The organism is Noviherbaspirillum sp. UKPF54, assembly GCF_007874125.1.
GTDB lineage: Bacteria > Pseudomonadota > Gammaproteobacteria > Burkholderiales > Burkholderiaceae_D > Noviherbaspirillum.
This window is the reverse complement of the sequence record NZ_CP040128.1, coordinates 756,029-774,976: the sequence shown is the minus strand read 5'-3', so window position 1 is coordinate 774,976 and position 18,948 is coordinate 756,029. Positions and strand designations below refer to the sequence as shown.

The window sequence follows — 18,948 nt, the reverse complement described above, 5'->3', positions numbered from 1 at the left end:
AACAGAAAGACATCATCGTGCCCACCACCACAACCAATCCCTACAGCACAGGCCTTGATAAGAATGCTGCCAACTACACCTCGCTGTCGCCGCTGAGCTTCCTGGCCAAGGCCGCGGCCGTCTACCCGCAGCGAATCGCGCTGATCCACGGCGAGCGCCGCATCACCTGGTCCGAAACCTATGCCCGCTGCCGCCGCCTGGCCAGCGCCCTGCAGCGACGCGGCATCGGCGCGGGCGACACGGTCGCCGTCATGGCGCCAAACATCCCGGCGACCTATGAAGCGAGCTTCGGCGTGCCGATGATCGGCGCCGTGCTCAATACGCTCAACATCCGCCTCGACGCCGAAGCGATCGCCTTCCAGCTCAAGCACGGCGAGGCGCGCGTGCTGCTCACCGACCGCGAATTCAGCGGCACCATCGACAAGGCGCTGGCGCTGCTGGACGGTCCGCGCCCGCTGGTGATCGACATCGACGACGCGCTGTACGAAGGCGGAAAACACGTGGGCGAAATCGAATACGAACAATTGCTGCAGGAAGGCGATCCGGATTTCGCATGGAGCCTGCCGCCGGACGAATGGGATGCGATCGCGCTGAACTACACCTCGGGTACGACCGGCAACCCGAAAGGCGTGGTCTATCACCACCGCGGCGCCTACCTCAACGCGGTTTCCAACATCGTGTCATGGAGCATGCCGCAGCACTCGGTGTATCTGTGGACGCTGCCCATGTTCCACTGCAACGGCTGGTGCTTCCCATGGACCATGGCAGCCAACGCCGGCACCAACGTCTGCCTGCGCCGCGTCGATCCGGCGCTGATCTTCGATGCGATCCGCACCCATCGCGTCACCCACATGTGCGCCGCGCCGATCGTCTATAACATGCTCATCAACGCGCCCGCCGGGCTGAGCGAAGGCATCCAGCACAAGGTCGCCGGCTTCATCGCCGGGTCCGCGCCGCCGGCTTCGACCATCGAAGGCATGGAGCGCCTCGGCTTCGACATCACCCACGTCTACGGGCTGACCGAAACCTACGGTCCTGCCGCAGTGTGCGCCAAGCACGACAACTGGTCCGAACTGCCGCTGGACGAACGCGCGCGCCTGAATGCGCGTCAGGGCGTGGCCAGCCCGATGCAGGAAGCGCTCACGGTACTCGATCCGATGACGATGCAGCCGGTGGCGTGGGACGGCCAGACCATCGGCGAAATCATGTTCCGTGGCAACATCACGATGAAAGGTTATCTGAAAAACCACGCCGCGACAGAGGAAGCGTTCGCCGGCGGATGGTTCCATACCGGCGACCTTGCCGTGGTCGACCCGGACGGTTACGTGCGCATCAAGGACCGTTCCAAGGACGTGATCATTTCCGGCGGCGAGAACATTTCCTCGATCGAGGTCGAGGACGTGCTGTACCGCCATCCGGCCGTGGAAGTGGTCGCCGTGGTGGCCAAGCCGGACCAGAAATGGGGCGAGGTGCCGTGCGCCTTCATCCAGCTAAAGGAAGGCCAGAGTGCCACGGAAAACGATATCCGCGCCTATTGCCGCGAACATCTCGCGCATTACAAGGTGCCCAAATCGGTGGTGTTCGGCCCGGTGCCTAAGACCTCGACCGGCAAGCTGCAGAAGTTCCTGCTGCGTGAGCGCGCCGGCCAGGCGGCAGCGGCATAAGCATCGACTGCGGGCGGCCTTCCGTTCACGAAAGCCGCCCTCTTCTCCACCGGATCACGCAACAACGCTAGCAAAGGATGCAAGGCATGAATACCCTGGGCGGGCTAGAGATCGAGGATTTCTCGGTCGGCATGAAAGCGACGTTTTCCAAAACCATCACCGAGGCCGACATCGTCCTGTTTTCCGGCGTCTCCGGCGACAACAATGCGGTCCACATCAACCACGAATTCGCGCAGGCCACCCCCTTCTCCGGGCGCATCGCACACGGCATGCTGACAGCCAGCGTCATCTCGGCCGCGATCGCCAACAAGCTGCCCGGACCAGGCGCGATCTACCTTAACCAGAGCCTGAACTTCCGGGCGCCGGTGCGACCCGGCGACACCGTACACGCGACCGTCACCGTCAAGGAAGTCCTGGCAGAAAAACGGCGCGTGCTGCTGGAGACCACCTGCATGGTGCGCGGCCAGACCGTCATCGACGGCGAGGCACTGGTCAAGGTCGGCTCCGCGCACGCGGCGGCGCGGCCTGCGGCCAGCGCCGTTTCACATTGACAGAAAACAGAATCAGGGAATCATCATGAGCCAATACCAACCACCGCTGAGCGATATCGGATTTCTGCTCAAGCATGTCTTTCACTTCGACCGTCACGCGCAACAATGCGGCATCGAGCTCGACGTCGACACCGCGCTTGCGGTCGCCGACGAAGCAGGCAAATTCGCGCGCGAACGCATCGCCCCGATCAACCGCAGCGGCGACACACAGGGCGCGCGCTGGGACAACAGCGAGGTGACGACCGCAAACGGATTCAAGGAGGTATACCACGCTTTCCGCGACGGCGGCTGGAACGGCTTGCGCTTTCCCGAGCAATACGGCGGCCAGGCGTTGTGCTCGGTGTTGTCGACCGTGGTTGAGGAAATGTGGCACGCCGCCAGCGTAAGCTTCGCGCTGTGTCCGATGCTGACCAACGGAGCGGTGGAAGCCTTGCTGACGGCGGCCGGCGACGAGCTCAAGGCAACCTATCTGCCGAAGCTCGTCAGCGGCGAATGGACCGGCACGATGAACCTGACCGAACCGGGCGCCGGCTCCGACCTGGCAGCGGTGCAGACCCGCGCGGTGCGCCAGCCGGACGGCAGCTATCGGGTAAGCGGACAAAAGATTTTCATTACTTATGGCGAACACGACTTCGCCGAGAACATCGTCCACCTGGTGCTCGCCCGCACGCCGGATGCGCCCAAGGGCGTCAAGGGCATCTCGCTGTTCGTAGTGCCGAAGTTCCTGGTGAAGCCCGACGGCAGCTGCGGCGAACGCAACGATGCGCGCTGCGCGTCGATCGAACACAAGCTAGGCATCCACGGCAGCCCGACCGCGGTGATGCTGTTCGGCGAACAGGAGGGTGCCGTAGGCTATCTGGTCGGCGAAGAAAACCGCGGGCTCGAATACATGTTCATCATGATGAACGAAGCGCGCTTCGCCGTCGGATTGCAGGGCCTGTCGATTTCGGAGCGCGCCTACCAGCACGCGCTCGGCTACGCGCAGGAACGCGTGCAGGGGCGCGCCGTCGGTGAGGATGGCAGCCATGGCAAGACCATCATCCGCCACCCGGACGTGCGGCGCATGCTGCTGTCGATGAAGAGCAAGGTGGATGCGATGCGCGCGCTCGCCGTCTATGTAGCAATGCAAAAGGACATCGCGCACTCCGACGCGGTCGATGCCGGCGCGCGTGCGCACGCGCAGAGCCGGATGGAATTGCTGATCCCTGTGCTCAAGGGCTGGTTCACCGAGAGCGCCCAAGGCGTGACCTACGACGCATTGCAGGTATTCGGCGGCATGGGCTTCATCGAAGAAACCGGCGCCGCGCAGTTTTACCGCGACGCCCGCATCCTCACGATTTATGAAGGCACCACCGCCATTCAGGCCAACGACCTGGTCGGGCGCAAGACCTTGCGCGACAAGGGCAATGCTGCGCTGTCGCTGATCGATTCGATCGAACAGGACATCCGTGCGCTGCGCCTGCTCGATCATGCGACGGCAAATGCGCTTTCCTCCCGCCTGGCAGATGGTTGCGACACGCTGCGCAATATCGTGCGCTGGCTGCACGAGAAAAACGAGACCAACCCGCGCGAGGCCTATGCCGGCGCGGTTCCTTACCTGGAATTATGGGGAACGGTGTGCGGCGGCTGGATGCATGCGCGCAGACTGCTGGCTGCGGCGCATGACATGGTGCAGCCGGAACTGCTGACGGCGACCGCCTTGTCGGCGCGCTTCTATGCCGAGCACATCCTGGTCCGCGCGCAGGCGCTCGGGGAAACCATTCGCGTCGGCGGCAGCAGCTCGCTCGACTTCCCGGACAACGCTTGGCAGCTGTGACGAAAGGGCTTTCCGGAACCATGATGCGAAACGAAACCCTTCTCGAACAATATGGCCCGCGCGAGTCGATGGAATACGATGTCGTGATCGTTGGCGCCGGCCCGGGCGGGCTGGCCACGGCGATCCGCGTCAAGCAGCTGGCAGCCGAACAAGGCAAGGACGTGTCGGTGGTGGTGCTCGAGAAAGGGTCCGAGCCCGGCGCGCACATCCTGTCGGGCGCGGTGATGGACCCGCGCGCCATGAATGAATTGTTCCCCAACTGGAAAGAGCTCGGCGCGCCGCTGAACCAGCCCGTCACCGGCGACGACATCCTGTTCCTGAGCGAAACCGGCGCCAAGCGCACCCCGGATTTCCTGGTGCCGCGCAACTTCCACAACGATGGCTGCTATGTGGTTGCGCTCGGCAACGTCGTCAAGTGGATGGCGCAGCAGGCCGAGGCGCTGGGCGTCGAAATCTTCCCCGGCTTTACCGCCGCCGAAGTGCTGTACGACGAGCAGGGCGCGGTGCGCGGCGTTGCCACCGGCAACATGGGCATCGGCAAGGATGGCGAACCGACCGAGAATTTCCAGCTCGGCATGGAATTGCTGGGCAAGTACACGATCTTCGCCGAAGGTGCGCGCGGCCATCTGGGCAAGCAGCTGATCGCCAAGTACCAGCTCGATGCCGGCCGCGATGCGCAAAGCTTTGCCATCGGCATCAAGGAATTGTGGGAAATCGATCCGGCCAAAGCCAAGCCGGGCCTGGTGGTGCACACCGCCGGCTGGCCGATGGACAAGGAGACGTTTGGCGGCGGTTTTTTGTATCACCTGGAAGGCAACAAGGTCACGCTCGGCTTCGTCATTGGCCTGGACTACAAGAATCCATGGATGAGCCCGTTCGAGGAAATGCAGCGCTGGAAGACGCACCCGAGCATCCGCGCCCATCTCGAAGGCGGCAAGCGCCTGAGCTATGGCGCGCGCGCCATCAACAACGGCACGCCGCAGGCGCTGCCCAAGCTGGTGTTCCCGGGCGGCGCGCTCATCGGCTGCGATGCCGGCTTTCTGAACGCGGCGCGCATCAAGGGCAGCCATACCGCGATCAAGAGCGGCATGCTGTGTGCCGAAGCCGTCTTTGCGGCGGTGACGTCCGGCCGTGCCGCCGACGAGCTGGCGGCGTATCCGCAAGCCTACGAAAGCAGCTGGCTGAAGGAAGAGCTGGACCAGTCGCGCAACTTCAAGCTGTGGTTCAAGAAGGGTTCGCTGATGGGGCCGCTGATGACGGGTATCGAGCAATGGCTGCTGCCCAAGCTGGGAGTGAAGAATCCGCCGTGGACGCTGCATCGCGACAAGCCCGATCATGTGTACCTGCAGCCGGCCGACCAGTGCGCGAAGATTGCGTATCCGAAGCCGGACGGCAAGCTGACCTTCGATCGCCTGTCGAGTGTGTTCGTGAGCAATACCAACCATGAAGAAAACCAGCCGGCGCACCTGACGCTGAAAGACCCGTCGGTGCCGGTGAAGATCAACCTGGCGAAGTTTGCGGGGCCGGAAAGCCGTTATTGCCCGGCCGGCGTGTACGAATTCGTCAAGAGCGATGCGGGCGAAGACCGGTTGCAGATCAATGCGCAGAACTGCGTGCATTGCAAGACCTGCGACATCAAGGACCCGACGCAGAACATCGTGTGGGTCACGCCGGAAGGCGGCGGTGGACCGAACTACTCGGGCATGTAACAATAAAAAAGCCGCGCGAGCGGCTTTTTTATTGTCCAGCGCATGTCATTTTTTCGGCGCCCTCGCCGCCTGCGTTTTTTTGGCCGGCGCCTGCTTGGCGTGGTCGCCCTGGTCGAGGCACAACAAGGTGTCGACGTAAGACATGAAGCGGTTGAGATAATCGGGCGATATATCTCGCATCAACTCCAGCGAACGCAGCACTAGCATGTGGGAATTGATCGGCCCGGCATTCTTTGGCGCCTGCTCCAGCGCCCGCGCCACTTGGATGTCGACGCTCAGCTTCGACCAGGTATTCCTGAAATCCCGCACCGCCTTCAGCTCGGAACGCGATCCGGCACCCTGCCCCGGGAGCGCACCGGTATTTTCCGAGGAATGCTGATCAAGCCGGCGCACCAGTTCGCCCAGGGAAGCGCCTGGTTCGCTGGCACGCAGCGAAGCGGACAATCGCCGCACTCCTTTGAAATCACCGGCGGCAAGGAGCTGCTGAAGATCGCCGGCCGCATGCGGATAGCGCTGCGTGCTCCAGGCGACGGCTTCGCCGGCATCGCGTTGTGCAAGGTCGAATCGCTCTTTCAGCTCCGCCAGCGCCCGCGCCAGCCTGACGCCGAGCACGCATCCGGCGCTCGCGCGATGCGCCGCGGCGCGCTTCGCCAACGCTTCGATGTAGCGCCAGCGCACGGGGTCAAACCGGTCCGCGCCTGCCGTGCGCAGGGGCGCGAGCAGCGCGTCGATCTCGTGCGATTCGTCCATCGGCGCATCCGCGATTTTCCCCGGTGCCGGCTCACTCATGCGGCTTCGCCTTGGTATTGGCGGTTTTCGGCACCGGCGCCATTTCCACCCGCCGGTTTTGCGCGCGTGCGTCGTCGTCGGTGTTGGGCCTGACCGGCTGCTCGGCGCCGAAGGCTGCCGCAAACACCATGGAAGACGGCATCCCTTCCTCGATCAGGGTGCGGGTGACCGTCAAGGCGCGCTGGGCCGACAGTTCCCAATTGTCCGCGAACGGGCCGCCCCGGATCGGCTTGTCATCGGTAAATCCGCTTACCATGAGCAGCTCGTCGCGCGCCGTCAGGTAAGCCCTCAGCGGCGTGACCAGGCTGTTCAGCAGTTGCCGGCCTTCCGGCTGCAGCTGGTCCGAATTGAGCGCGAACAGCACTTGGCCGCTGATGCCGATGCGCCCGTTGTTCAATGTGATGCGCCCCGATGCCAGCGGAATGGCCAGGGCTTTTTCCAGGCTCATGCGGCGCTGTTCCTCGAGCTGACGCTTTTTCACTTCGTCCTGCAGATGCGAGGTCAGTTCCATCTGGACCGCCACCACGGCCACCAGCAGCAGCACGAAAGCGCCCAGCAAGCTCGACATCAAGTCGCCGAAAACGGGCCAGACCGGCGCGGTATCTTCGACGCTCGCGTCACCGTGATCCATTACCTGTCCCCTTCGACGGACATGGCTTGCCTAGCCGGCAGCCGGCGCAGCGATTCGACGATCTCCTTTTGCGAGATCATGGAAAGGTCGATGATTTCCCGTGCCTGGGCGACGTAATAGGCGAGCTGCTCGTCGCTTCTCGACATGGACTTGTCCATCGCGCCTTCGATGCGCTGCAGGTTTTCGATCAGCTTTTCATTGGCTTCGTTGAACGACTGCACGGCAAAGCCGAAGGCTTCGGACAGGCTCGCCACGTCGGCGGCGCTGCCGGTGACGTTGGCGGCGATGTCGGTCAGCTTGGCGGCTTCGGCGGCCACATTGTCTGCAAACGCGCTGGCGGTCGCGTTGAGTGCGTTCCCGGAAGAGGCTACCAGGGAATCGATCGCGGCGCGCTGTTCAAGCGAGGCGTGGTTGATGGCAGAGAGCAGCGCATTGAGGGTTTCCATGATGCGGCTGCGTTCCTCAAGCAGTTCGTTGTCGCGCGCGACGCTGCCCGATATCTGCTGGCGCAATTGCCCGATCACCTCCGCGGCGGCGCGCGGCGCTTGCGAGGCCGTTTCGATCAGCCGCGCGATCGGTTCCTCCAGCGCTGTGCCCAGCGTGGTCAGGTGACTTGCCAGTGCAGCCTGCAATTGCCCCAGCCGCTCCACGGCCGCGTCGCCGCGCGCCGCCTCTTGCTCCTTGAGCGCGCCGAGTTCGGAGCGCAACAGGCCGGCCAGCTGCTCCATGCGCACGCGATGCTGTTCGATCCACTGTGCTTCCGCTGCGATACGCGAGCGCATCAGCTCCTCGGCAGACGTGATCAAGCGCGCCGTCTCGGCGAGCGTGTCGCGCATGCTGGCCTGAAAATGACTGGACAGATCTGTTTGCAATTGCCCCATCCGTTCAAGCGCCGCATTTCCTCGCGCCGCCTCCTCGTCTCTGAGCGCGCCGAGTTCGGTACGCAACAGGCTGGCCAGCTGGTCCATGCGCTCGCGATTCTGTTCGATCCACTGCGCTTCCGCTGTGATACGCGAGCGCATCAATTCCTCGGCGGACGTGATCAAGCGCGCCGTCTCGGCGAGCGAATCGCGGGCGCCGCTGCGTACCTGTTCGCCGACGTCTTGCGCGGTGCGGGTCAAGACGTCGCAGATTTTCTGCTGCTGGGTAAGCGATTGAGCGCCCGCTTGCTGCCATTCCTGAGTGAGTGCCGCAGCCATTGCTTCCAGCGACTGGGTCCACGCCTGCTGGCGCTGCCTGTCGCGTTCCGCCTGATCGGCCTGCAAGCTGGCGTAGGCCTCGCCGACCGTCGCCACGAGGGCACCTGCGCGCTGCTCGAACGTCTCGTTGAAGGCTTCCAGCGAGCGGCCCACCTGCTCGACGACGCCGGCGCTTGCCTGCTCGTGGCTTTTCAGCGCCGCCGTCCAGGTTTCGGCCACGCTGGAGGTTGCCGCGTCAAACCGCGCGGAAAGCCCGTCAAGTTGCGTCTGCACCGCGCCGGCCATGCGCTCGTGCATGGCCGCCGTATCGCGCGCGATGCCGTTCATCGTCGCCTCGAGCACGGGCCTGATGCTTTCTCCGGCAGCATGCGCGCTCTGGCTCAAGCTCTCGCGCAGCGACCGATCGACCGACTGTGCCAGGTCTGCATAGGCGCTTTTGACATTGCGATGAAAATCCTCCTGATTGCCGAGCAGCCGCTCGCTAAGCTGCTGCCCCAGCTGCTGGTTCATGCCCTCCATCTTCGCCATCATCGCCTGCAATTGATCGACGACTGCCGGCAAGGCCTGGGATTGCATCTGCAGCGCCTTGAAGGTTTCCTGGCGCTGGTGCGCAAGCGAAAAGCGGCGCAATACCGTGGTGATCCTGGTATCCAGAAGCTGAGCCGCCATCGTTCTTTCGCGGCGGCTGAGCGACGACATCAAACCCAGCATGGCCGACGCGGCCACTCCCGCCACCGAAGTCCCGAACGCCAGCCCCAACCCCTTGACCGGCACCGCCAGCGCGGACCGGATCGCCGCCAGGTCGGTTGTTTTTTCCAGCGCAAAGACCGCGCCCTTGAGCGTGACGACCATCCCCAGGAACGTGCCGAGCATCCCCAGCATCACCAGCAACCCGACCAGGTACGGCGTGAGGGCGGGTCCGGGCAAGCCGACACGTTCGCCCTCGACGCGCAGGCGCACGGGGTTTTGCAGCGACGGATGCACCTTGCCCAGCCAGTCGCCGAGCTCGGCGAGGTTGTCGGGAATGGCTGCCAGCGCCGCTTCCAGTGTGGATGTAGCCTGGCGAAAGCGGCGCAGCTCGAGTGCGCCGGCGCCATAAACCGCACCGATGATGGCCGTCATCGCCAGCGCCAGGAAGCCGGAGTCGACAAACCCGGCGCCCGCCCAAACGATCCCAAGGGCGCCCAGGAAGAAGGCTATCGTAAATAAATGTCTATTCATTGCGTCTCTTGTTTGAATGCTTCGACGAGCCCCATGGCCGGTTGCAGGCGCAGCTCCAGTTCGGCCAGCAGCAGCATCTGCATGTCGGCGCGAAAGCGCTCCAGCCATCCGCCAGCGTGCGTCCAGCCGGCCGGGTTGTCATCCTGCCGGGTGTCGGCGAGCCGCTGCTGATGCGCCGTGAATAATTGCTCAAATCGCTTTTTCAGCAGCACCGGCACCTTCGCGAGCAATTTGCTCTCGCGATCGCGCAGGATTTTCTCCAGCGTCGCATCCAGCTCCGCAAGTTTCCCGAGCCTGGGCGATGCCTTCGCCAGCTCCGCCCGGACGTTGGTCCTGAGGGGCTGGATGCTCAATTCCATGTCGCGCTGATGCGCTTCATAAAACCGGCGGTACGGCGCATAAGCCGCCGCGAAATCCATCGGCAACTCGAGCCGGGGCTCGGGCAGCTTGATGTGCGACTTGCCCGGATTGGGCGAGCAGCTCTTCGCGATGGACTCCGCCAGGAGAGCCCGAATGCGGTCGAATTCGGTGCCGGCGCGCGCGGCCGCTTGGGCGTCGGGGCGCAATCCTGGCGGGGTCGCCCTGCCGTCGTTGTGCACCGCCGACAGCGCGATGGCGTCGGCAAAATGAATCCATTGACCCAGTTTTTCCGCAAACGCATTCCCGGGATCGGCAGTATCGACGATGGCCAGATCAGCGAGGCAACGAACGAGCTTTGAACTGTGAAAACTGGTACGCGGCAACACTCGCGTCATATACAGGGGCACTCAAGATCGAAAAGGCAGGGGACGAAATTCCCGCCGCTATCCGCACGAACACGCGTTTTGGCCCTGCTCCAGCGAATCCGGGCCACATTGGACTGTCATTTCTTGGCAGAAATGAACCGGCGATTATATCTTGGCGGTGTCGAGAACTCAAACGAGCAAAATATGCAAGTTCCGCCGGTGGCGGCTTGGCTGGGCGAAATTTCTTCAAAGAAAATTATTTTGAAGGAACGACGGCATCCCGTTAAGACTTCAGATATTTCATCGTCGCGACGGCCGTAGCAACGAGCAACGACTCGTCCAGCCACACCTCGGCGCGTGAAAAGTAAATGGAACGGCCTCGCCGTTCAACCATGCCCTTCGCCGTCAGCCGCTTGCCGACACCGTTGCTCAGGAAATTCGAGGTTAGCGACAACGTGACTGCATGCAACTGCGCTTTGCCCGGCGGCGAATACAAGCCGGCATAACCGGTGGCCGCATCCAGCAAGGTGCAAATCGTCCCTCCATGGACGACACCACTCCGGTTGAGCATGGTCGGAACGATCGGCAATGCGAGTTCGACCTGATCTTCGCGCCAGTCCGTGATACTGACGCCGATGCTCTCCAACGCCGGGTTATCCAATTGGAACCCGGTTATCTCATTTTCACGTGCGTCGCTCATGGCGGGAGTAGCCTTACATTGCAATGTCTTCAATTCAGCGCCTCAGGAATCATGGTAAGCGGCATAAAATCGGCCGTTCAGTGGTGATTTTGGAGATGGAACCGCCGGGCGTGGCTCCCGATGCGTCAGGCAGGCGTGTCTTCCGGTGTCGCTTGCTGTTTGGCGGTTGCATTGAAGCGGGTTTCGAGCTGTAGCAAGGAATCCATCAGTTGGCGCAATTGTTCTTCCGGGAGGTCGCCCAAAGTACGTTCAATGAACGCCACACGCCTTGGCAGGCTTTGCTCGACCTGCTGTTTGCCTTGTTGAGTGAGAGAGACATTGGTGATCCGCTTGTCTTGCTGGTCAGTGCTGCGCGCAATCCAGCCCAGCGCTTCGAGCGTTACGAGCTGCCGCGACAGCGCCCCTGGGTCCATATGCGACGCATCGCCGAGCTGTTTCTGGGGACAGGGTTCGTGTTTGTTATACAAATGCAGCATCACCTTCCAGCGCGGAAGACAATGTCCGACTTCCTTTTCATAGGCGGACATAAAAGCGCGGTAGGTGCGACCGAGCTGCTGGAGCACTTTCAATTGTTCTGCTGCTTCGATCATGCTCTTTTCCTCGTTAGTGTTGGATGACGCGCCTGCCATGCGGATTAGGCCGACGGCTGTTCCGTTTTACGGCGCAACTGCAGTCGCGGCAGACGACGCAGTTGCCAGACCGCAATGATAGCAACCACGACGGAAAGCGCCTGGCCCATGTGAATCGATGACACCAGCGACGACCGCGCGACCTCGATCAGGACAGCACTGTCCTGGCCGATCGCATGAAGCTGCGCTGCCAACTGCGTCTGGGCCGCCTTGTCGATCAGGATTTGCGGATCATTCAAATGCGTGAACCAGTGCATTGCATGTACCCCGTTCAGTGCCGAGCGCACGCGGCTGACATACATGTGATTGACCAGGGTGCCGACCAGCGCCGTACCGACCATGCCTCCGACCATGCGCAGGGACTGGATCATGGCCGTGGCAATGCCCAAGTGCGCGCGGCCCGCTGCTTCCTGCGCGAAGATGGTCAAGTTCGGCAAGACGAAACCAAGGCCGAGCCCGCTACCGACCATATAACAAGCCATCAGCGCGTGCGGCGTGCCCTGCTTAAGGGTCGTGATGCCGATGGCCGAAAAACCCAGCAAGGCAAAGCCGGCATACAGCATCCATGCAGGGTTAGGAATGCGGGTCAGCAACCGGCTGTTCGAAATGGAGCCAACCGTAATGCATACCACTAGCGGCGTCATCAGCAAGCCGGCAGCGTTGGGTGCAAGGCCGAAGCCGCCCTGCAACAGCAGCGGCATGTAAAAGATCAGCGCAAACATGATGAAACCCATCAGTACCGCCAGCGAAAACAACGACGCCAGCGCCGGATTGCTGAACATGTCCAGCGGAAGTATTGGATGGCTCGCGCGCTTTTCGCAGAAGATCAGCCCGATGAAGGCCGCTATGCTCAAAGTCGCGAGCAGGCTCATGCCGCCACTGAATCCGTGCGTCGGCAGCAGCTCCACAAACAGTTGCAGGCTGCCGAGCGAGGCGGCGATCAGCAATGCGCCCGCCCAGTCCAGTTTCATCGGCCCCTCGTGCTTGTGGTGGCGAATGAGCGGCATGTGACGGCCGACAAAGTACACACCCAACAACCCCACCGGCAAATTCACGTAAAACACGCTGCGCCAGCCGGCATATTCTGTGAGGAAGCCGCCGAGCGAAGGACCGATGGCGTTGGCGATCCCGAAGGCCGAGCTGATCATTACCTGCCAACGCAGGCGGACATGCGGTTCCGGGAAAAGATCCGGCACCGACGCGAAGGCGGTACCAACCAGCATGCCGCCGCCAATCCCCTGCAGTCCACGCGCCAGCACAAGGAACAGCATGCTGCTCGCGACACCGCATAGCGCCGATGCAAGGGTGAAGACTGTGATAGCGGCAATAACAAAATACTTGCGCCCGAAATGGTCACCCAGCCGGCCGAAGATCGGCACCGTGATCACCGACGCCAGCAAATAGGAAGTGGCGACCCATGCGTACAGGTCGAACCCCTTGAGTTCGGCGACGATGGTCGGCAGCGCTGTTCCCACGACCGTCTGATCAAGCGCGACCAACATCACGACAAAAGCTAAGCCAAGCATGGCCAGCAGGGATTTGCGGAAAGACTGCGCTTGCATGGCGTCAGAGGCAGGATGCGGTGTTGCACCGGAGACAGCCGCAGGAGCTATGCTGGAGAGGGAAGATTCGTTTTCCATTGATTCGATTGACCAATCAACGATTGATATGTCAACGATTTTATGCCGCTATACGCTCTGCGTCAAACATGTTGGTCTTGCATTATTCAAGGCGCTCCGTCAGTTGCTCAAGCTGAGGGGAGATATCTACTTAACTTGGAATGAAATCTCCGCCCTCGCCGCGCGCCTTCAATATTCGGCACAATGTGGAAAGTTCGTTCCACGGCTTCGTTCTTCCGAGCGCCCATGAAACTGAACCGCCTGAAACAGGGAAAAATAGGGAAGAATGGAGGCCGCAAGACGACCGAAAGTCGCGAGCCATGTGACTGACCTACTGGAGATTTGGATGCACCGGCGGCTACCTCTCTGGCTTTGAGCTATTCGCCCACATGCGGCGAACGGAACGTTGCCTCTTTGAAAAAATTGATTGCCGCATATAAGCCTGTTATTTGATTATTTTGGGCATCGCCTGCACCTCGGAATTACAGTATCGGCCACTCTTAGTTGGCTGGGTGCTCCTTGCCGAGCGAGCAAAGTACTGCATGCCACCGCTCTCAACTGGGTGATGCCCCATTTTGAATGGCCGGCTAGGGAAAACAAGCAGCCCCAAAAGATTTCCGATTGACAGGCTGCAGTCGCCCCTCAGCAGACTTGCGGCTTTCTTGAGAGCGGAGACCCGCCAGTCGATCTGGCAACATGATAGTATATGAACCGACTACAATTCATATACTCAGTGTGAAAGATGGGAATTCTGAAAATCTCCGAACAGATGCACGAAAGCCTCCGTTCGACCAGCGCTGCGCTCAGCCGCTCAATTAATGCGCAAGCCGAACACTGGCTTCGAGTTGGCATGCTGGCGGAACTCAACCCCAACTTGAGCTATGGCGAGATCTGCCAGTTGCTGATCAGAGCGCATCAGTCCGGGGATCTTAGTATTACAACTGTCCATCCTGCGGCCGAGCCGGAGGCAGCATGACGATCAGGAGCGGGGTGCCCATCCGCTCAGAGGCGGAGATCGGGATGGCGCGACACGCTGGCACGCTAGCGGCGCAGGTACTCAGGATGCTCGCCGAGCATGTCAAGCCGGGCATTACCACGGACGAACTCGACAGAATTTGCCATGACTACATCGTCAATGAATTGAAGGCCATCCCTGCGAACGTGGGCTACAACGGTTTTCCCAAGACAGTCTGCACCTCTGTCAACCACGTTGTCTGCCACGGAATCCCTTCCAATAAGCGTTTGCAGGATGGCGACATCATCAATATCGATGTTGCTGTCATCAAGGATGGCTGGTTTGGCGATACCAGCCGTATGTACTTTGTCGGTGAGCCGGGAGTGTTTGCCAAGCGGCTAGTACGCACGACTTACGAAGCAATGCGTGCCGGCATTCTTGCAGTACGCCCCGGTGCAACGTTAGGCGACATCGGTCATGCCATCCAGACTGTTGCTCGCAAGGCGGGATTCAGCGTGGTACGCGAATACGGCGGCCATGGTATCGGGACGATCTATCACGACGAACCCGACGTTCTGCACTATGGCCGACCGAGTACCGGCCTGACGCTCAAGCCTGGAATGATCTTCACAGTCGAGCCAATGCTTAACGCCGGCAAGCCAGATATAAAGCAGCTGAGTGACGGGTGGACGGTAGTGACCAAGGACCGCTCTCTGTCGGCACAGTGGGAGCATATGGTGGCGGTTACCGAATACGGCTTCGAAATTCTGACTGCATGGCCCGACGGATACGGGGATTATTTACCCATTACTGTTGATTCCGCTATAGCAGCCTAAACGCCGAGTTTCGCGTCGGGCAGCCCGGCGCAGAACTGATGGGCACCAGAAGCCCCCCTCTTGACGTTACGCGGTTCTTCAATGGACCGCTTCTGCCTGAACATGGGAGAAATGGGCGCTATCCAACTGGTTGCGGACCTTCTGTTCTTACCATTGAATCGCTTTAGACGATCCTAAATGGTCATTGCCGTCGAGACACGCACACCAACCGGCCGCACAAAGCAAAACGCCCCGAGCAGTTGGATGCTGGGGGCGTTTTTGGGTAACAAGCCTGACGATAACCTACTTTCACACTGGTTGCAGCACTATCATCGGCGCGAAGTCGTTTCACGGTCCTGTTCGGGATGGGAAGGGGTGGTACCAACTCGCTATGGTCATCAGGCATAACTTGTAAAGCCGGTTGTTCAGCGGTTGCTGCAACAAACGGCCCAATCTGGAAAGAAGTAGCAATCAGGGGTACTACAAATTTTGGCGGGTGTGATGAATCAGTCATTCACACGCTTACTTGCCTATACCTGCTAAGGTTATAGGGACAAGCCGCACGGGCAATTAGTATCAGTTAGCTTAACGCATTACTGCGCTTCCACACCTGACCTATCAACGTCCTGGTCTCGAACGACCCTTTAGGGGAATCAAGTTCCCGGGAAGTCTCATCTTGAGGCAAGTTTCCCGCTTAGATGCTTTCAGCGGTTATCTCTTCCGAACTTAGCTACCCGGCAATGCCACTGGCGTGACAACCGGTACACCAGAGGTTCGTCCACTCCGGTCCTCTCGTACTAGGAGCAGCCCCCCTCAAACTTCCAACGCCCACGGCAGATAGGGACCAAACTGTCTCACGACGTTTTAAACCCAGCTCACGTACCACTTTAAATGGCGAACAGCCATACCCTTGGGACCGGCTACAGCCCCAGGATGTGATGAGCCGACATCGAGGTGCCAAACTCCCCCGTCGATATGAACTCTTGGGAGGAATCAGCCTGTTATCCCCAGAGTACCTTTTATCCGTTGAGCGATGGCCCTTCCATACAGAACCACCGGATCACTATGTCCTACTTTCGTACCTGCTCGACTTGTCAGTCTCGCAGTTAAGCACGCTTATGCCATTGCACTATTAGCACGATGTCCGACCGTACCTAGCGTACCTTCGAACTCCTCCGTTACACTTTGGGAGGAGACCGCCCCAGTCAAACTGCCTACCATGCACTGTCCCCGACCCGGATAACGGGCCAAGGTTAGAACCTCAAACAAACCAGGGTGGTATTTCAAGGACGGCTCCACGAGAACTAGCGTCCTCGCTTCAAAGCCTCCCACCTATCCTACACAGATTGGTTCAAAGTCCAATGCAAAGCTACAGTAAAGGTTCATGGGGTCTTTCCGTCTAGCCGCGGGTAGATTGCATCATCACAAACACTTCAACTTCGCTGAGTCTCGGGAGGAGACAGTGTGGCCATCGTTACGCCATTCGTGCAGGTCGGAACTTACCCGACAAGGAATTTCGCTACCTTAGGACCGTTATAGTTACGGCCGCCGTTTACTGGGACTTCAATCAAGAGCTTGCACCCCATCATTTAATCTTCCAGCACCGGGCAGGCGTCACACCCTATACGTCCACTTTCGTGTTTGCAGAGTGCTGTGTTTTTATTAAACAGTCGCAGCCACCAGTTTATTGCAACCCCTTCACCCTCCTGGCGCAGGCCAGTCAAGCTACAAGGGCGTACCTTATCCCGAAGTTACGGTACCAATTTGCCGAGTTCCTTCTCCCGAGTTCTCTCAAGCGCCTTAGAATACTCATCTCGCCCACCTGTGTCGGTTTGCGGTACGGTCTCGTTAGACTGAAGCTTAGAGGCTTTTCTTGGAACCACTTCCGATTGCTTCGCGGCACAAGGCCGCTCGTCCCATACCCTTGAATTACGCCAGCGGATTTGCCTACTGGCCTTCTTTGATACAGGAACCGGGACATCCAACACCCGGACAACCTTCCGCGATCCGTCCCCCCATCGCATCTAACGACGGTGCAGGAATATTAACCTGCTTCCCATCAGCTACGCATCTCTGCCTCGCCTTAGGGGCCGACTCACCCTGCTCCGATGAACGTTGAACAGGAAACCTTGGGCTTACGGCGTGCGGGCCTTTCACCCGCATTATCGCTACTCATGTCAGCATTCGCACTTCTGATACCTCCAGCATCCTTTACAAGACACCTTCGCAGGCTTACAGAACGCTCTCCTACCATCTGCATTACTGCAGATCCGCAGCTTCGGTGACTGGCTTAGCCCCGTTACATCTTCCGCGCAGGACGACTCGATCAGTGAGCTATTACGCTTTCTTTAAAGGATGGCTGCTTCTAAGCCAACCTCCTGACTGTTTTAGCCTTCCCACTTCGTTTTCCACTTAGCCAATCTTTGGGACCTTAGCTGGCGGTCTGGGTTGTTTCCCTCTTGACGTCGGACGTTAGCACCCGGCGTCTGTCTCCCAAGCTCGCACTCACCGGTATTCGGAGTTTGCAATGGTTTGGTAAGTCGCGATGACCCCCTAGCCATAACAGTGCTCTACCCCCGGTGGTGATACTTGAGGCACTACCTAAATAGTTTTCGGAGAGAACCAGCTATTTCCAGATTTGTTTAGCCTTTCACCCCTATCCACAGCTCATCCCCTAGTTTTTCAACACTAGTGGGTTCGGACCTCCAGTGCGTGTTACCGCACCTTCATCCTGGCCATGGATAGATCATCTGGTTTCGGGTCTACACCCAGCGACTGAACGCCCTATTCGGACTCGCTTTCGCTACGCCTTCCCTACACGGTTAAGCTTGCCACTGAATGTAAGTCGCTGACCCATTATACAAAAGGTACGCAGTCACCCCTTACGAGGCTCCTACTGTTTGTATGCACACGGTTTCAGGATCTATTTCACTCCCCTTCCGGGGTTCTTTTCGCCTTTCCCTCACGGTACTGGTTCACTATCGGTCGATATCGAGTATTTAGCCTTGGAGGATGGTCCCCCCATGTTCAGACAGGGTTTCACGTGCCCCGCCCTACTTGTCGCAAGCTTAGTTCCACAATCCAGATTTCGCATACGGGGCTATCACCCGCTATGGCTGCACTTTCCAGAGCATTTTGCTATCTCGACTGCTAAATCTTGCAGGCTGTTCCCATTTCGCTCGCCACTACTTTGGGAATCTCGGTTGATTTCTTTTCCTGTAGCTACTTAGATGTTTCAGTTCGCCACGTTCGCTTCACACACCTATGTATTCAGTGTGAGATGACCCAAAGGGCCGGGTTTCCCCATTCGGAAATCTGCGGATCAAAGCTTGTTTGCCAGCTCCCCGCAGCTTATCGCAGGCTACAACGTCCTTCATCGCCTGATATCGCCAAGGCATCCACCATGTGCACTTAGTCGCTTGTCCCTATAACGTTAGCTTCTCTTGCAAGAAACGCTATAGAGCTTGAGTTTGCGTGCCGTATTCCAGAACTTGTCGCTCGTATTTCTACTTGCGAGAACTCTTTCATACTAATGATTGATACAATCACAACCCACCAGTCGTCACCAATACGTCATCACAACATATCAGCTCCAACTGATAAATCTTTACTACTTCTTCCAGATTGTTAAAGAACAAAAACAGCCTATCGATCGTAAAAGATCAAACCTAAATACATGGAGCGGGAAAAGAGTCTCGAACTCTCGACCTCAACCTTGGCAAGGTTGCGCTCTACCAACTGAGCTATTCCCGCGCCGAAAACTTAGGTTTGATTTTTCAGCAATGTGGTAGGTCTGATTGGACTCGAACCAACGACCCCTACCATGTCAAGGTAGTGCTCTAACCAGCTGAGCTACAGACCTATTGCTGTTCTCGAATAACACACCGATAAGTGTGAACGCTTGATTTCTGCGCGGATACTCTAG

At 59.5% G+C, this 18,948-nt stretch carries 13 protein-coding genes, 2 tRNA genes and 2 rRNA genes; 6 read left to right on the top strand and 11 right to left on the bottom strand.

What is annotated here, in order from left to right; translation table 11 throughout:
* Positions 1–17 precede the first annotated feature (17 nt).
* The 4 genes from FAY22_RS03660 (at position 18) to FAY22_RS03645 (ending at position 5,740) form a co-directional block, all read left to right on the top strand.
* On the top strand, positions 18–1,664 hold the full coding sequence (locus FAY22_RS03660) for an acyl-CoA synthetase (protein WP_146328960.1): 1,647 nt from the start codon (positions 18–20) through the stop codon (positions 1,662–1,664).
* An 86-nt stretch (positions 1,665–1,750) separates the two neighbouring features.
* Positions 1,751–2,215 carry a MaoC family dehydratase gene (locus tag FAY22_RS03655; RefSeq protein WP_146328959.1) on the top strand — a complete coding sequence of 155 codons (465 nt, stop codon included), beginning with the start codon at positions 1,751–1,753 and terminating at the stop codon, positions 2,213–2,215.
* A 25-nt stretch (positions 2,216–2,240) separates the two neighbouring features.
* On the top strand, positions 2,241–4,031 hold the full coding sequence (locus tag FAY22_RS03650) for an acyl-CoA dehydrogenase (RefSeq protein ID WP_146328958.1): 1,791 nt from the start codon (positions 2,241–2,243) through the stop codon (positions 4,029–4,031).
* Positions 4,032–4,054: 23 nt separating this feature from the next.
* Positions 4,055–5,740 carry an electron transfer flavoprotein-ubiquinone oxidoreductase gene (locus FAY22_RS03645; RefSeq protein ID WP_146333195.1) on the top strand — a complete coding sequence of 562 codons (1,686 nt, stop codon included), beginning with the start codon at positions 4,055–4,057 and terminating at the stop codon, positions 5,738–5,740.
* Positions 5,741–5,785: 45 nt separating this feature from the next.
* On the opposite strand, the gene FAY22_RS03640 is transcribed toward FAY22_RS03645, so the two are convergent.
* The 7 genes from FAY22_RS03640 to FAY22_RS03610 all read right to left on the bottom strand — a co-directional run bounded on the left by FAY22_RS03640 (position 5,786) and on the right by FAY22_RS03610 (position 13,196).
* The gene (locus FAY22_RS03640; RefSeq protein ID WP_146328957.1) at positions 5,786–6,529 is read right to left on the bottom strand and encodes a DUF2894 domain-containing protein; all 744 of its coding nucleotides are present in this window, start codon (positions 6,527–6,529) and stop codon (positions 5,786–5,788) included.
* Positions 6,522–7,160 (bottom strand): OmpA family protein, encoded by a 639-nt coding sequence (locus FAY22_RS03635; RefSeq protein ID WP_146328956.1) that lies wholly within the window; start codon positions 7,158–7,160, stop codon positions 6,522–6,524. The genes FAY22_RS03640 and FAY22_RS03635 overlap by 8 nt, the downstream gene beginning before the upstream one ends.
* Positions 7,160–9,580: a DUF802 domain-containing protein gene (locus FAY22_RS03630; RefSeq protein WP_146328955.1), complete on the bottom strand. Its 2,421-nt coding sequence runs from the start codon at positions 9,578–9,580 to the stop codon at positions 7,160–7,162. Before FAY22_RS03630 ends, FAY22_RS03635 begins: the two co-directional genes overlap by 1 nt.
* Positions 9,577–10,335, bottom strand: a complete 759-nt coding sequence (locus tag FAY22_RS03625) for a DUF3348 domain-containing protein (protein WP_146328954.1) — start codon at positions 10,333–10,335, stop codon at positions 9,577–9,579. Before FAY22_RS03625 ends, FAY22_RS03630 begins: the two co-directional genes overlap by 4 nt.
* Positions 10,336–10,588: 253 nt before the next feature.
* Positions 10,589–11,005 (bottom strand): PaaI family thioesterase, encoded by a 417-nt coding sequence (locus tag FAY22_RS03620; RefSeq protein WP_146328953.1) that lies wholly within the window; start codon positions 11,003–11,005, stop codon positions 10,589–10,591.
* 125 nt (positions 11,006–11,130) lie between these two features.
* Positions 11,131–11,595 carry a MarR family winged helix-turn-helix transcriptional regulator gene (locus FAY22_RS03615; protein ID WP_246860646.1) on the bottom strand — a complete coding sequence of 155 codons (465 nt, stop codon included), beginning with the start codon at positions 11,593–11,595 and terminating at the stop codon, positions 11,131–11,133.
* Between the two features lie 44 nt (positions 11,596–11,639).
* Entirely contained in the window at positions 11,640–13,196 is a 1,557-nt protein-coding gene (locus tag FAY22_RS03610; RefSeq protein WP_168204920.1) for an MFS transporter, read from the bottom strand.
* A gap of 799 nt (positions 13,197–13,995) precedes the next feature.
* Between FAY22_RS03610 and FAY22_RS03605 the strand changes: the two genes are divergently transcribed.
* Together FAY22_RS03605 and map are read left to right on the top strand one after the other, a co-directional pair.
* The gene (locus FAY22_RS03605; RefSeq protein ID WP_146328952.1) at positions 13,996–14,229 is read left to right on the top strand and encodes a ParD-like family protein; all 234 of its coding nucleotides are present in this window, start codon (positions 13,996–13,998) and stop codon (positions 14,227–14,229) included.
* The gene (gene map / locus FAY22_RS03600) at positions 14,226–15,044 is read left to right on the top strand and encodes a type I methionyl aminopeptidase (protein WP_210411889.1); all 819 of its coding nucleotides are present in this window, start codon (positions 14,226–14,228) and stop codon (positions 15,042–15,044) included. Before FAY22_RS03605 ends, map begins: the two co-directional genes overlap by 4 nt.
* Before the next feature lie 269 nt (positions 15,045–15,313).
* On the opposite strand, the gene rrf is transcribed toward map, so the two are convergent.
* The 4 genes from rrf to FAY22_RS03580 all read right to left on the bottom strand — a co-directional run bounded on the left by rrf (position 15,314) and on the right by FAY22_RS03580 (position 18,885).
* Positions 15,314–15,426, bottom strand: a 5S ribosomal RNA gene (gene rrf / locus FAY22_RS03595).
* Between the two features lie 146 nt (positions 15,427–15,572).
* Positions 15,573–18,448, bottom strand: a 23S ribosomal RNA gene (locus FAY22_RS03590).
* 252 nt (positions 18,449–18,700) lie between these two features.
* A tRNA-Gly gene (locus FAY22_RS03585) sits at positions 18,701–18,776 on the bottom strand.
* Positions 18,777–18,808: 32 nt separating this feature from the next.
* Positions 18,809–18,885 (bottom strand) — tRNA-Val (locus tag FAY22_RS03580).
* Positions 18,886–18,948: the final 63 nt, after the last annotated feature.

Excerpts from the sequence above, each read along its gene's own strand:
- FAY22_RS03655 (WP_146328959.1), top strand. The coding sequence starts at position 1,751 with ATGAATACCCTGGGCGGGCTAGAGATCGAGGATTTCTCGGTCGGCATG.
- FAY22_RS03650 (WP_146328958.1), top strand. The coding sequence starts at position 2,241 with ATGAGCCAATACCAACCACCGCTGAGCGATATCGGATTTCTGCTCAAG.
- FAY22_RS03645 (WP_146333195.1), top strand. The coding sequence starts at position 4,055 with ATGCGAAACGAAACCCTTCTCGAACAATATGGCCCGCGCGAGTCGATG.
- FAY22_RS03640 (WP_146328957.1), bottom strand. The coding sequence starts at position 6,529 with ATGAGTGAGCCGGCACCGGGGAAAATCGCGGATGCGCCGATGGACGAA.
- FAY22_RS03635 (WP_146328956.1), bottom strand. The coding sequence starts at position 7,160 with ATGGATCACGGTGACGCGAGCGTCGAAGATACCGCGCCGGTCTGGCCC.
- FAY22_RS03630 (WP_146328955.1), bottom strand. The coding sequence starts at position 9,580 with ATGAATAGACATTTATTTACGATAGCCTTCTTCCTGGGCGCCCTTGGG.
- FAY22_RS03625 (WP_146328954.1), bottom strand. The coding sequence starts at position 10,335 with ATGACGCGAGTGTTGCCGCGTACCAGTTTTCACAGTTCAAAGCTCGTT.
- FAY22_RS03620 (WP_146328953.1), bottom strand. The coding sequence starts at position 11,005 with ATGAGCGACGCACGTGAAAATGAGATAACCGGGTTCCAATTGGATAAC.
- FAY22_RS03615 (WP_246860646.1), bottom strand. The coding sequence starts at position 11,595 with ATGATCGAAGCAGCAGAACAATTGAAAGTGCTCCAGCAGCTCGGTCGC.
- FAY22_RS03610 (WP_168204920.1), bottom strand. The coding sequence starts at position 13,196 with ATGCAAGCGCAGTCTTTCCGCAAATCCCTGCTGGCCATGCTTGGCTTA.
- FAY22_RS03605 (WP_146328952.1), top strand. The coding sequence starts at position 13,996 with ATGGGAATTCTGAAAATCTCCGAACAGATGCACGAAAGCCTCCGTTCG.
- map (WP_210411889.1), top strand. The coding sequence starts at position 14,226 with ATGACGATCAGGAGCGGGGTGCCCATCCGCTCAGAGGCGGAGATCGGG.